Origin of the sequence: Paractinoplanes polyasparticus, from assembly GCF_019710575.1 — a bacterium.
In the GTDB taxonomy this organism is placed as follows: Bacteria; Actinomycetota; Actinomycetes; order Mycobacteriales; family Micromonosporaceae; genus Actinoplanes; species Actinoplanes polyasparticus.
The window spans coordinates 63571-77222 of the sequence record NZ_JAHWFK010000057.1 but is presented as its reverse complement, the minus strand read 5'-3'; the positions used below and the strand labels follow the sequence as shown (position 1 = coordinate 77222).

Genomic DNA, 13652 nt, shown 5'->3' with positions numbered 1-13652 from the left:
CAGCCATGACACCAGGTCCGCGGCCGTCGGAGTACAGACGGCACCGACGACTAGTGTACTGAGTCGTTAAATCGGTGGCAGTGTGGGTAGGGGTTAGGTCCTGCCTAACCCGGTAGCGGTGCCTATCACGCTCACTGATGACGAGCGGGAGCAGTTGCAAGCGTGGTCGCGTCGGCCGACCTCGGCTCAGGCTTTGGCTGCCCGGTCACGGGTCGTGCTGGCGTGCGCTGACGCGGCCGGGGCCGCGAACGGTCAGATCGCCGAGGAACTCGGGTTCTCGCGCAACATGGTCACGAAGTGGCGTAACCGGTTCGCTGTCGACCGGCTCGACGGGTTGCTGGACGAGCCGCGGCCGGGCCGGCCCCGCACGATCGCGGACGCGGACGTGGAACGCGTGATCGCGACGACGTTGGAGTCCACGCCAAAGGATGCGACGCATTGGTCGACCCGGTCGATGGCCGCCGAGGTCGGCCTGTCGCAGACGGCGGTCTCCCGGATCTGGCGAGCGTTCGGGCTGCAGCCGCACCGCCAAGACACGTGGACGTTGTCAAAGGACCCGCAGTTCATCGACAAGGTCCGCGACGTCGTCGGCCTGTATCTCGATCCGCCGGAACGCGCCGTCGTGCTGTGTGTCGACGAGAAGTCACAGATCCAAGCGTTGGACCGCACCGCACCGGTGCTGCCGATGATGCCCGGCACGCCACAGCGGGCCAGCCACGACTATGTGCGGGCCGGCACGTCCAGCCTTTACGCGGCACTGGATCTGACCACCGGCAAGGTCATCGGCAGGTTGCATGCCCGGCACCGGGCGATTGAGTTCAAGAAGTTCCTGCAGACCCTCGACGACGAGGTCCCCGCCGATCTGGACGTGCACGTGGTGCTGGACAACGCGTCCACTCACAAGACCCCGGTCATCAAACGCTGGCTGCAAACGCATCCACGTTTCGTTCTGCACTTCACCCCGACCAGCAGTTCCTGGCTCAACCTGGTCGAACGCTGGTTCGGTGAACTGACCACGAAGAAGCTGCAACGCGGCACCCATCGCAGCGTCCGCGCTCTGAACAAAGACATCCGCGACTGGATCGGGACCTGAAACGACGACCCCCGGCCCTACGTCTGGACCAAGACCGCCGACCAGATCCTCGAATCCGTCAAACGCTACTGCACCCGCATTAACGACTCAGGACACTAGATGCCGGCGAAGCCGGAGGCCGTCTCGAACCCGGCCTCGCTGAGCACGTTGCTCGCTGGCGCGAGTTTGGCCTGCGCCTGCATTTCTGCCAGAACGTCGGGCTCGACGTGGTCGAAGTTGGTGTGACATGTGGCTTGGGTTCGTCGGCATGGGCGGGCGACGGCGACGTCAGGCCACGAAGAAACAGAAAGGCAGCGAGCGCGCCGACCGCGAGCCGGCTTCGTGTGGTCGATAGCAAAAATCGCAGCGCTGCGATGTGCCCTCCAGAGTAACACAAAGTGACTCAGCGTGACGTTACGTACGATGACACGGAGTAATGGCCGAGAGCGTCGCCTTGCCGATCATCGGCGTCATGTTGAGGTGCTCGAGCGGGCCTTCGCCGTACGACACGTCGCACGCACCCTTGTATACGCGACCATCGACGCGGACCGGAGCCGCGAGGACAACGACGTGTCTACCGGGACAGCGAGGCCAGCGGATACGGCGCGGGCAGACCCTGCTCGGAGTCTGCGGGGTTTCGCACCGGGGGTGCGGGCGCAATTCCGGCATCAGCAGAGCCGGGCGCGTGGCCCGACGGGTCACCTGGACGCCACAGCGCGCGTTCAGATAGCCGAGCGCGTCCATCAGCGTCGGCATGCTGACGCCGGGGCCGACCACGTGACACCGGGCCGAAGCGTTCACGCACCTCCATCGGGAAGTGCAGGTCGAGGAAGACAGGGCGGCGGCACGTTGCCGCCGTACGGACCGATCAGGGCCGGCACGGGCAGGGGCGCCTCGGCCGACGGGGTCTGCTGGGCGTACGCCGCCACCGGCCCGGCCTGCTGCGGGCGATCTCATCGCGGCAGGAGTGCCGCCCGCCGAAGAGATCGAGGAACGGCGAGTCGATGTCGACATCGGGCCTGGTCACGCGCCGCCCCCGTGGAAGCATGCGAATGAACTGGTCATACCAACTCCTCCCGAACCCGGATACGAGTGGCGACAAGTCTCGGGTCGCGTTGCTCGACCGCCGGCTCGCGCGTGCGGCGCCATTCGGTGAGTGCGGTCCGGATGACGACCCGGGCCGGGCGGTCGGGGTCGACATGGCGGAACACGTACGACGTGGTGACCATGGCGAGCGCGATCTCTCAGGCCGGAAATGGATCGAACTCGAAGGTCAGCAGGTAGTGCACGAACATGACGTACTGCGCGTACGGCAGGTGGACGGGCAGGGTGTAGCCCGGAGAGCCCAGGTAGACGAGGCGCGCCCGGTAGATGTCGTCGTCGGTCGGCAGCCGCATCCCAGCTGAAGGGTGATCCGGGGCGACGCCCGTTTTGGGCGAATCAGTTGACGCACGGACGGCATCGCGCCATGCTGACAGAGGCACACGGAGACCTGCCATCACGACAGGCCTCCGTGCCCCGGTGGTCACGATCGGGCTCGCCAGCTAAAAGATCGTGTCACCGATCCACGCGATCGCCCTCGCCAATGTGGCGAGGGCATCGTGCTTGTCCAGCACTTCTGCCGCCAAGATCAGCCGAGCGGTGAAGCTGATGCCTTTCCCCAGCCCGGCCATGGCAGCCCATCGCGTGTCACTCGACCGTCGATGCCGCCCGTTGTAGGTACGGACCACGATCGACGGACGCCGGTGTCCATCACTGTCCACCGGTTCTCCCTTCTCTCAGGCCGGCTGGCTGCTGGCCACGGCCGTAGGCGACATGCCGCCCGGCTGAGAGGAGAAGATCTATGCAGTTGTGCAGCCACCCGAGAACCCGAACTTGGCTTGCCCATATCGTGCTACTTCCCACGCTTCGCGTCGAGTGAGCCGTCCGGACGCCGCCATGCTCGTCTGCTTCCCTCGGTTCCTGCACATGATGCCTAGTTCCGAAGAGTACGGACCGCCCTTCTTGGCTACAAGCGTCCGAAACGTTACGCAAGGTGATGGCGTGCGTGAAATTGAGTTACGGGTCTTCGTACGCACGTGCGACAACTCTGCCCGCCGTACCCTCGGTCCGTGACGACGGAGCCGACGGATGCGCTGGTCGCGGGGCGCGCAGTGATGCAGACGGATCACCCGGTCGTGATGGGCATCCTGAACGTCACCCCCGATTCCTTCTCGGACGGCGGGAAATACACGGACGCGGAAGCCGCCGTCCGGCACGGGATCGAGTTGCACGGGCCGACGGCGACATTGTGGACGTGGGTGGCGAATCGACCCGCCCGGGCGCCCAGCGGGTCGACGCCGACACCGAGATCGCACGGGTCGTCCCTGTCATCGAGCGGCTGGCCCGGGCCGGTGTGCCGCTGAGCATCGACACCACCCGCGCCGCGGTGTCCCGGGCCACCCTCGAAGCCGGCGCCTCCGTGATCAACGACGTGTCGGGCGGGCTGGCCGACCGGGGCATGGCCCGGGTCGCGGCCGAGGTCGGCTGCCCCTGGATCCTGATGCACTGGCGGCCGCATGACGGAGCACGCCGATGAACGGCAGGTCGGCGGCAGCCGAAGGACATCGCCGTTACCTCAGTCGCCGGACCGTCCGAGCCCTCCTTGCATCAAGTAGTCATGCACGCAAGTCTGCTTAGGCTCGTTACTCCGCGTAAATTTTGCGACGCGGTCTTCAGTCTCCGGTGAGGCAGTCCCGAAGTGCTCGGCGTAGCCCTGAACGCATTCTCTGTCGCCCGCCTTGGCAACCCCGAACGAAGGCCACTGCATGACAGAAGGACGGTCAAGATCATCCCGCATGGAAGGGTGCTTGATCGGCTCGAGCTCGCCCTGACCGGCATTGGACCGACTACCTCGTCCGAGCCTTCGATCGCCTCGCCGCACTGCCCGATTCCGTTACCTGACAGCAGAACCCGTCGCTCACCCGGCCGAGACTACGGAGAAAGCCGACCTACGGCCGGCAATACCGCTCGGCCACAGTCGCCAGCACCGAAATCAAACTACTGCGGCCACCCTCAAGATCACGCCCGTTGCTCGACGTGAGAAGGAGACGCCCGTTCGTAGTGCCCTGCGGAGTGGAGATCGCTCGCCATTCAAGCTGTGGTCAGCGATGTGATCGCGATCAGGCGAGACATACGGCCTCGATGCGGGCTGAGCGGCGCACCGTCACGCCTTTCGCAGCCCCGCACCCGCCAGGTTGTCCAGCACATCGGCGACCGCCGGATGATCTGGGACGAGCGTTTCGAGCGCCATGGCGAGCGAGTCCCACGGAGCCAGGTGCCGATAATGCTCGAAGCTGCGCAGAAGGGAGAAGAGCTCGATCCGGGCTGCGTTGTCACGTCGCATCTGATGGATGATCACCGGTGGCAGAAGCTCGTAGATCTGCTCGCGGAACGCCGGCTCGGTCATCCGCGGGACACCAAGCAGCCCGTCCACCAGCACACGGTACAGATCGGCGGCGGGTCGTGCCGCCGGAGTCACGGGTGACGGGCCGGGGCGCGGTGCTCGCTCGGGAACCTTTGTGAACCGCGCCTCCTTGAGGTGCCGTTTCAGTGCCGCATAGGACCGGTGGCTGGTCGAGTCCGGCTTGATGATGGAGAAGTGGTCACCAGGCAACACGCCCACCTCGGGAAAGACGCTCTTCGCCGACGTGGGGGTGACGACACCGTCGCTCTCCCCGGCGTAGGCGATGATCTTGATCGGACACGCCCCGTCTGACGCCGAGGTGGCATGGATGACCTGGTTGAGCACCACCCGGTGCGCCTCGGTGATGTCCCGGTTGAGCGGTCTCAGATCACGCTCCTGAGAGTGCCACCCGAGCAGTCCACGACGCAGCAGCAGAGCGAGCTCGGAGCCGGAGTTGGGACAGGCGAACAGCACGATACGGCGGATCCGGGCCAGTTCGGAACCGCAGCCGTCGGCGAGCGTCCGGGCGAGCATCCGCTGCACCACGAGACCGCCTTGGCTGTGTGCGACCAACACGAGTCCGGTGTCATCGGCGAGATCGTTGGCCAGGTAGGTGCGCAGGCTGTCTGCGATGTCGTTGATGTCGGGTATCCGGCGCAGGGGGTTCAGCGAGATCGGCGGGCTCGTGTAGGAAAAGGTGGAGGGCGTCAGGAAGTCGAGATCGGCGTCCTGCTCTATCAGGCTCAGGAAGGGTGACCAGGTGTCGGCCGACGACAGGATCCCGTGAACGAAGACGAGTCGCAGGCTCCCGCTCATGACCTCAACTTACCGTAAGCGGTCCAGTTCCATCGGTATCGGAAGTTGGACCCACCCTTCACTCAACGCTTCCAGGATCGTTACCGCGTGCGACATGATGGGCGACGGAACAGCAGCGACGTGAGGAGACGGCGGCAGTGAGCCGATCGATCGATGACATTGAGTCGGACATGGCAGACCTGACGGAGGTGACCCTCGCCGATCTACCCACCTACGACGACCAGATTCTGGCCCCGACCATGCGGAGACTGCTGCGACGCATCGACGACACCGAAGGCATCACCAGCGGCTACAATCCTCAACGCATTGACTAACTTGATTGGGTCGGAGTTCCTGGATGGGCAATGACGGCGCCGCGGACAGGCCGCCCCGCTACCACCGGCTGGACAAGCAGCACGTGACCGCACTTTTCTCCGGCGGCGGGGACGCCGACTCGGTCGCTCAGCTTCTGACCGTCGAGCGCAGCTGGCGCATGCTGCAACTGCGCGCCCTGCTCGACATCGTCCGGCCCGGGAACGACATCCGTCCACTTCCCTCCGTCGAGACCGCCTGGAAACTGCTCATCGAAGCGGAGCGACGCGATCCACCCGAGGTCGCCGACCTGTTGCTGCATCCGCAGGTGGGTGTCTGGGCGGGATATGTTCTGCGACGTCTTCGCGGGACCGCTCATTCGCCGGTGCCGCTGTGGGTGGACCTCGGCTACCTGCATACCCTCGCCGCCGCGGCAGCGCTGCGAACCGGCATCGATTTCCGGATCACCGTGCCGGTGCGAGACGGTTTCACGGTGCTGCCGACACTCGGCGCCGCGCGGGTGCCTGGCACCGGGCAGTGGGGCCACACCGAGGTTCACGGCGCCGGCGGATCCGGCGTGGTCGACACACCGGGTGGCGAGGTGCTGGTCGGCGGAGACGGCTGGCAGGCGCTGCCCGGTGTACGCGTCGAGGCGGACGGGCAGACCCTCGCGATCCACCTGGAATGCCTGGATCCCTACCGCAACCTTCGTACGCCGACACCGCCCCGGTTGCTGAACGGGTCGGAGCTGCGCCACTGGCGTGAGCTGCTGAGCCAGGCCTGGCGTCTGCTGGTCGAGACGAGCCCCCTTCTCGCGGCGCCAATGGCTCAGGGGCTCTTCTCGTTGGTGCCGCAGCCGCCGGCGGAGCGGTTCCGGACGATGAGTGCATCAGCGGGGGACGCCTTCGGCAGCATGATCATGTCTGAGCCGCAGGACGCCATCGAGCTTGCGGTCACGATGGTGCACGAGTTCCAGCACATCAAGCTCGGCGCGTTGCTGCACCTGGCGCCCCTGCATACCGGCGAGCCCGCACAGAAGCTGTACGCGCCATGGCGTAACGATCCACGACCGCTCGGCGGGCTGCTCCAAGGCGTCTATGCGTTCGCCGGAATCACCGAGTTCTGGCGCACCTTCCGTGAGCGGGCCTCGGACAGCATCGGTGCGCTGGCTCACTTCGAGTTCGCCCGCTGGCGGCAACAGGTTCGCGCCACCCTGGGGGTGCTGGCAGAGCTGCCGCAGCTCACCGCGGTCGGTGAGGATCTCGTGCAAGGCCTCATCGCCACCGCGGACCGCTGGCAGAGCGAAAGCGTACCGGCGCGACCGCTCGCTGCCGCCGACGCCGCGGTCACCGATCACAGGGCCCGCTGGCGGCTGCATCATCTCCGGCAGTCGGCGGACGTGGTAGCGGCGCTCGCGACATCCTGGGCGGCTGGTGCCGACCGCCCCGAGCCGGCCGGGCCACCACCAATGGTCACCGCCGACCCCAGCGCCCGCGGGCTCGACGCCAGGGCCGTTCTGACGCTCTGGCGTCTGACCGATGCGGCCGGATTCGAGCAACTCCGGCGCGACCCGTCCGCGATCGGCGTCCACGTGACCGGCGCGATAGCCGCCGACCTCGCCTATGTGGCGGGTGAGCTGGACCAGGCCCGCCAGGGATACCTGGCCGAACTGACCACGGACCCGAGCAGTCCCAGCGCCTGGGCTGGACTCGGCCTGGTGCTGACGGCAGGTGGGCCGGGCCGAGCCGCGGACGCGTTGCGCCAACGGCCCGAGCTGGTGCGAGCGGTGCATCGGGCCGTGCGCCGATCAACCGGTGAGATCGGCAACCCGGTACAGCTCGCCGAATGGATAGGGCCGGGCTGACCTTTTACAGCGGCAGCGGATCCATGTCGCAGTTGGCCCGCAGGTTGAGATCCACCGCCGCTGCCGTGGCCGGATGATCGTCGCCGAGGAGCCGCCGGAAATGTGCCACCGCGCTCGCGTGCACCTCGGCGGATTCCTCCTCCCGACCCAGCTTCAGCAGGTCCATTGCCCGGTTGCCCTGGCCGGCGAGAGTGGTCGGATGCTCCGGCCCCAGAACCCGTGCCAGCCGTTCGATGGCGTCGGTATCCCGCTCGTACGCCAAGGCGTACTCCCCCTGGGCATACAGGTCACTCGCCAGGTTGAGCGCCGTGGACAGCGTAAGCGGATGGTCGTCGCCGAGCTGCTCACGCAACTGGGCGAATCCCTCCTCGTCCATCTGCCGGGCCTTGGTCACTCTGCCCCGCAGCCGTTCGGTAACCGCCCAGTTGAGCTTGGCGGCGATGGCGTGCGGGTGCCTGTCGCTGAGCAGCAGCTGCCGATAACGTTCGTACACCTGCTCACCGAGTTCGGCCGCGCCGTCAAGATCGCCGGTCTCGCGCAGGTCGCTCGACAGGTTCAGCGAAGCCGCGATGGTGTCAGGGTGATTCTCGCCGTAACGGGTGAGGAACCCCTCGCGGACCTCCTCGGAGATCCAGCGGGCAGCCTCGTGGTCACCGGCCTTGCGAAGTGCCACGGCCAGCGTCCGCAGTGCTCGCAGAGTCTGCGGGTGGCCCGGGCTCAGCTGGTGGCGCAGTTGGTCAGCAACCGCCTGCGCCTCGGCTCGAGCGCTGACGTAATCGCCGAGCTCACACCGATCGGTGATCAGGTTACGGGTGCTTTCCAGCGTGATCGGATGGTCCGTGCCGTACAGCTGGATCCGCAGCTGCTGATTCTGTTCGTCGATCTCGGACGCCCGCTGCAGCTCGCCGGTAAGCCGCAGGCTCACCGCGAGGTTGTGGGCCGCGGTGATCGTCTCCACGTCGTCCGGGCCGAGTGCCCGCACGTGCCGCTGATAGACCTCCTCGGCCAGTTCCAGCGCTCCCTTGAAGTCGCCGGCCACCCGGCGGTCGGCAGCGACGGCACCGAGCGCACGCAGCAGATCCTCATTGTCCTCGTCCACGATCTCGCGGTAGGCGTTGAGCACCTCCTGGTTGAGTTGGGCCGCCTCGTTGAACCGGCCGAGAACGAACAACAGCCATCCCATCCAGTGGCCCATGCGCAGGGTCGACGGGTTCCGTGCCCCCAGCTGCTCGCTACGCGCCTCGTAGGCTCGCGTGGCCAGCTCGTAAGCGGCACGGTGATCGCCCCACCAATAGAGATAGCGGGACAGGTTGTCGATCAGCTGTTGCACCCAGGGGTCGGTGGACCGGAACGCCTGCGCTGTCATGGCATGCGGGTACAGATCGGCGTAGGCCCGCCAGCTGTCCGGGGAATTCGGATCATTAGGGTCGCCGTCGGCGAGCAGAAGGTGCGCGCTGCGCCGCATCGACGCCTGTTCCGCGTCGTCGAGCCGGTCCATCAGTACGGCTTGGACGAGCCTGTGCATCTGGATGGAGTTGGTCCGGTGGTCGATTTTCGCTAGAGCGTAGCGGTTGATCTCGCGAATGGCCCGGTTGAGCCGCATCGGGTCGCGCCGCACCTCGTCCAGCTCGGGGTGCACGTTGCTGGCCCGGCCACGACTGAACAGCGTCCGGGGAATGGGCTCCGGGGCGAAGAAGGAGCAGACCTGGAGCAGCCGGAGGGCGCCCGGGCTGGAGTCGGCCAAGCGGTCCAGTGAGACGTTCCAGGCGGCCGCAACCGGCAGCTGATAGTCCAGCGGCACCGACACCTCGAGGAGTTCAGTTCGCTTCTGTTCGAAAAGACGGAGGTACTCGTCGGCAGGCATTCCGGTCTCGGCGCGCCAGGCAGCGGCTTGGTCCAATGCCAGCGGGAGGTCGCCGAGCGCCTCGGCCAGCCGGGTCGCGTCCTCGTCGGTCAGTTCCTGGCCACGTCGACGAAGCAGATCGACGCTCTCCCGGCGCGCGAAGACGTCCACCTCGAGCTGCTGAGCGATGCTCGACCACTGTGGATTGCGTGAGGTGACCATGATGTGCCCGGGCCCACCGTTGGGGAAGTACCGCTGCACCGCCTCCGGGCTCTCCGCATTGTCGAAGATCAAAAGCCAGTTGGCGTACGGCTGGCCGAGTCGCAGGGCCTCCCGGACGGCCGGCACCGCGGCGTTCGCTTCCAGGCCCACCGGTAGCTGCAGCCGCTGGGCAAGCTCGGTCAGGGCGTTACCGATCTGAGCCGGACGCTCGGACGGAATCCACCAGATGACGTCGTACTTGTCCTGGTGGCGATACACGTATTCCACTGCGAGCTGTGACTTCCCGACGCCGCCCATGCCCTGCAGAGCGTGGGGCAGTACTGCAGTCGTGCCGACCCGCATCTGGTCGTGCAGGTTCGCCAGCAGAGTCTCCCGGCCGGTGAAGTTGGGGTTGCGAGGCGGAACGCTTCCCCAGATGACAGGTGCTCTGGCGGGAGTCCGCTGTGACGTGGTCACATCCGCCACCCTGCTCGACGACACGGCTGCTCCTTCGGATGTGCGATCAGTGGTACCCGCTGCCGTACTCATTGTCGCAAAGGACACGCTCGCCGCAGCGCTCCCCGGCGGCGCGTCCGACTCGACGCCCAACGCTTCGTGCAAATGGCGAGCCCGCGCAAGGTAACGCCCGGAAAGAGCGTGGAGCACGGCCTGTTCGACCCGGACGAAGGGCGCGGTCTCCGGAGTCACCGGCCAGATCGGCGTGGCGTCGGGATCATCGAGCATCCGGCTCAGCCCTCGGACCACCGGGATGGTCGGCCCCAGCTGATCGCCGACCACCCGCAACACCCGGACCGCGTCCGCCCGGCGTCCGGCCGCGAGCAGTTCCTCCCGGACGCCCTGGTGGAACTCATAGGCGATCCCGGCGCTCTCGGCAACTCCGCCCGAAGAGGACACCGGATAGAGCAGCTCGCTGCTGAGAATCTCGGACAGATGCGAGGTCTGCGAGTCCGGTATCAGGGCGCGCTGCACCGACCGCATCAGCGCCAGGTTGAGCGGAGCCGCAGCGAGCTGTGTGGCCAGCGCGACGGCAGTCGGCGTCGCCCACGCGGTGAACTCACGGACCCGCGTCCGAGCGTTGGCGTCCAGCATCGGCCCTGGCAGTGCCACGTCCTCCGGCACAGAGTCGGTGGCCAGCAGGGCGGGCAGCCGGGACGCACCACCAATGAGCAGACTGACCCAGGCTGCCAGCCATCGAGAATCAAGCTCGAGAACCGGCACCGGCACCGGGTCGTCGCCCACCGGCTCGTCGAACACCGCCGGTACCGGACTGTGCATCTCCCACGAGAAGTCGGCATTGGCGGAAGCGGGCCCGGTCGTGGGTAACCACATCTGTAGCCGTCGTGGCCGGATCCCGGTCCGATACCACTGGAGTTGCGGGAGCAGGTCGAGGATGGCGATCGGTGACTGACGGCCCCAGGCACTCAGCAGCGGCAGCATGGTCCCCGCATGCCAGGCCGGTCCAGTGCCGTCGGTCAATACGAGGACGATCCGGCCGGGGCCCAGGAACGGCTGGACCGGGTCGGCCGGATTCGCTGCGGAGGGGTCGAATGGCACCACGTCGACGCCGCCGAGGTCCTCATGGTTGCGGAGTACCTGCACCACGCCGTCGACGATGTCCTGCCAGACCGCCATCGAGGGCCCCGCGTCGAGCAGCACGGCCACCTCCCACCTGGCTGCACCGACGGGAGAGGACCCGGACAGCGGCCGTAGCGCCTGCGAGATCGCCCGCCAGGTGGCCGCGGTATCACCTCTGGTCACCAGCTCTCCCCGATCCCTCGATCGGTGGGGGCGCCCAGAGCATCGGGCCTGCGCTGCGGGTCGTCCCAGAGAATCGTCAGATGGTGGCCGATGTGGCCGTCCCGCTGGGCAGGCTCGAGTCGTAATGCCTCGTGCCGTAGCTCATTCGCGCGAAGCGGCAGGCGGCCGATACCACCATCACTCACCAGGCTGGTAACCGCTTCCCGGAACTCCGCGCTGGTGCAGTCGCCCCGATGCCAGATGATCACCGGCAGCCCGGCACGAAGGGCCGCCTCGATCTCCTGCTGGCCGGTCTCGCCCCGCTGCGCCGGCGGCTCGCTCAGCACGAGCGAGACAACACGGTCATCTGCTTTCAGTTCGGACTCGAGCCGCGTGAAGTAATCTTTCCCGCTGGGATGGCTCCAATAGACCTTGCTGTGCGCGGGAGCCTTCAAGAGTTGGCGCCAACGTTGGTGCCAGGCGCGATGCCAGCGCTGGGTGCGAAGCCGTTCAAGGCTGCGGACCACCACCGGATAGTCCATCGACAGTGCGATCGGCCGCGCGGAGCCGGTCTCCTTGCGCCAGCGATCCACTCCGACGTTGAGCAACTCCCAGGGCAGCACGAACTCGACGAACACGGTGCCCGTCCGGTCCGACCAGTCGATCTCCATCTGCTCGATTAGCTGCTCCACCTCGCGTTCCAGGTCGCGGAGGTGAACCAGACTGGTCTCCCCCCGTCGTGAATACCAGGAATCGGCGCCGTACCACTGACGGAAGTACGACAGGGCATACATCTCTTCGCTGCCGGTCGGATCCAGATGTGGCTCGACCTGGACGACGAGGTAGGCCGTGGATGCCGTCGGTTGCTCGCCCCCGCGCGCGAGATAGGCCCGCCGTTCCTCCAGTTGCTGGGTCAGACCTTGCCCGGTGGCCAGCCGGCCGTTCCGCAGCCGGATCCACCGCGCTGCCTTCTCATCCACCTGATCCTCGAGCAGCACCAGGAAGTTCATGCTCGGCTGCAGACCGTCCGGCCCGGCATTCTGCCCGGCAAGATGAACGAAAGCCTGCCAGGCGTCGGCACACCACGAGGGCGGTCCCGGTGACCGGTGCTCGGTGGCGCGCTGATAAAGGACAGTGAGGTTGGTCGGCGTCAGATTCTGCAGAAGGGACCGCAACGTCGTCCAGTCGTCCTCGTTCAGGACGTCGGCCGCCTCCCACTCGTCACGCAGGCGCCGCAGCTGGTCGACCTCCTCGGTGCCCGGCTCCAGATACTCGACGGCCTCGACCAGGGCCGGGACTCCGTCGATGAGTTTGCTGCAGGCGCGGACCAGCTCGACTGTCTGCAACCGAAGCTCGGAGTGCTCGCGCAAGGGGAAGTGGCCGACACGGTCCTGGAGCTGCTCGATAAGAAACTGCCGGCTGGACTGCGTCCGTACGAGCCGGGTGCGTTCGAGCACCCCGACGAGCACCGTTTGGATCCGGTGCCGGGCCAGGTCACCGCTGGTCTGCTCAGTCTTCATCTACTCACAGGTCGAGTGTATGACGGATGGATGCCGGTGTGCCCGGCCGCATCAGGCTACCCTCTGCCTGTTCTGGACGGGCACCTCCAACCACTATCAAGGCGTGTCGGACGTTTGAGACTGCGCCACGTCGCACCCCAGGGGCGCGAACCATCTTGTCAAAGATCAGGGCCTCTCAGGCCTCATTCGGGCGTTTCCAGACTGTTCGCCTCTGCCATCAGAAGCCCTGCCGATCGAAGCGCACTGCCCGGCATCCCGTCGCCGACATCGGTTGTCCGCGCCGCGGGAAGCGGCCCGGACACTAGAGCGAATCTGACGGATCATGCGCGGGCGCGGTCGGGTTTAGCTCGGAGCCAGATCATGATCGAGGCGATGGTGACCGTGGCGTGGTAGCGGTCTTTGAGTTTGTCGTAGCGGGTGGCGACGGCCCGGAACTGCTTGAGCCGGTTGAAGGCCCGCTCGACCTGGTTGCGGTCCTTGTACCTGACCGGGTCGAAGATCGGTGGCCGCCCGCCGCGGGAACCCCGGCGGGCCCGCCCCGCAATGACGTCGTCGCGTTCCGGGATGGTGTGCGGGATCCGGCGCGCCCGCAGAGACCGGCGATTGGCGCGCGATCCGTAGGCCTTGTCCGCAATCAGGTGATCGAGACGTTTACGGGGCCGGCCGTTACCGGCCGGCCGGGCGACGCTGACAGCGTCGAGCAGCGCCACCAGTTCCTTGGTATCGGCAGCCTGACCCGGTGTGATCCGGCTGACCAGACTCCGGCCGCGTCCCTCAGCGAGCAGATGCAGTTTGGTGGTCAGGCCGCCCCGCGAGCGGCCGATTCCTTGCGCTACCCCGCG

At 66.8% G+C, this 13652-nt stretch carries 6 protein-coding genes and 5 pseudogenes; 4 read left to right on the top strand and 7 right to left on the bottom strand.

All coding sequences use genetic code 11. The annotated features are described in order from the left end of the window. Positions 1-100 precede the first annotated feature (100 nt). Positions 101-1192: pseudogene (locus KXC43_RS42970) on the top strand (IS630 family transposase). A gap of 472 nt (positions 1193-1664) precedes the next feature. On the opposite strand, the pseudogene KXC43_RS53650 reads toward KXC43_RS42970, so the two are convergent. From KXC43_RS53650 to KXC43_RS42960, 3 genes and pseudogenes are all read right to left on the bottom strand, one after another. Continuing rightward, a pseudogene (locus KXC43_RS53650) lies at positions 1665-1934 on the bottom strand (ATP-binding protein); the annotation flags it as partial. A 199-nt stretch (positions 1935-2133) separates the two neighbouring features. Beyond that, positions 2134-2469 (bottom strand): annotated as a pseudogene (locus tag KXC43_RS42965) (hypothetical protein). 147 nt (positions 2470-2616) lie between these two features. Continuing rightward, positions 2617-2835 (bottom strand): hypothetical protein, encoded by a 219-nt coding sequence (locus KXC43_RS42960; RefSeq protein ID WP_221382036.1) that lies wholly within the window; start codon positions 2833-2835, stop codon positions 2617-2619. Between the two features lie 393 nt (positions 2836-3228). Here KXC43_RS42960 and folP point away from each other — a divergent pair. Further along, positions 3229-3647 (top strand): annotated as a pseudogene (gene folP, locus KXC43_RS42955) (dihydropteroate synthase); the annotation flags it as partial. 630 nt (positions 3648-4277) lie between these two features. On the opposite strand, the gene KXC43_RS42950 reads toward folP, so the two are convergent. Beyond that, the gene (locus KXC43_RS42950; protein WP_221382035.1) at positions 4278-5333 is read right to left on the bottom strand and encodes an alpha/beta fold hydrolase; all 1056 of its coding nucleotides are present in this window, start codon (positions 5331-5333) and stop codon (positions 4278-4280) included. A gap of 137 nt (positions 5334-5470) precedes the next feature. Between KXC43_RS42950 and KXC43_RS42945 the strand changes: the two genes are divergently transcribed. Then, positions 5471-5647 carry an FxSxx-COOH-like cyclophane-containing RiPP peptide gene (locus tag KXC43_RS42945; protein ID WP_221382034.1) on the top strand — a complete coding sequence of 59 codons (177 nt, stop codon included), beginning with the start codon at positions 5471-5473 and terminating at the stop codon, positions 5645-5647. A 23-nt stretch (positions 5648-5670) separates the two neighbouring features. Continuing rightward, positions 5671-7488 carry an HEXXH motif domain-containing protein gene (locus KXC43_RS42940; protein WP_221382033.1) on the top strand — a complete coding sequence of 606 codons (1818 nt, stop codon included), beginning with the start codon at positions 5671-5673 and terminating at the stop codon, positions 7486-7488. A gap of 4 nt (positions 7489-7492) precedes the next feature. Here KXC43_RS42940 and fxsT read toward each other — a convergent pair whose 3' ends face one another. From fxsT to KXC43_RS42925, 3 genes and pseudogenes are all read right to left on the bottom strand, one after another. Next, positions 7493-11380 (bottom strand): FxSxx-COOH system tetratricopeptide repeat protein, encoded by a 3888-nt coding sequence (gene fxsT, locus KXC43_RS42935; RefSeq protein ID WP_304523168.1) that lies wholly within the window; start codon positions 11378-11380, stop codon positions 7493-7495. Further along, a complete protein-coding gene (locus KXC43_RS42930; protein ID WP_221382031.1) occupies positions 11308-12747 on the bottom strand; it encodes a VMAP-C domain-containing protein in 1440 nt (479 codons plus the stop codon). Before KXC43_RS42930 ends, fxsT begins: the two co-directional genes overlap by 73 nt. 383 nt (positions 12748-13130) lie before the next feature. After that, a pseudogene (locus KXC43_RS42925) lies at positions 13131-13637 on the bottom strand (IS5 family transposase); the annotation flags it as partial. Positions 13638-13652: the final 15 nt, after the last annotated feature.

What these genes read in the sequence shown, in the direction of transcription:
- KXC43_RS42950 (WP_221382035.1), bottom strand. Translation starts at nt 5,333, where the DNA reads ATGAGCGGGAGCCTGCGACTCGTCTTCGTTCACGGGATCCTGTCGTCG.
- KXC43_RS42940 (WP_221382033.1), top strand. Translation starts at nt 5,671, where the DNA reads ATGGGCAATGACGGCGCCGCGGACAGGCCGCCCCGCTACCACCGGCTG.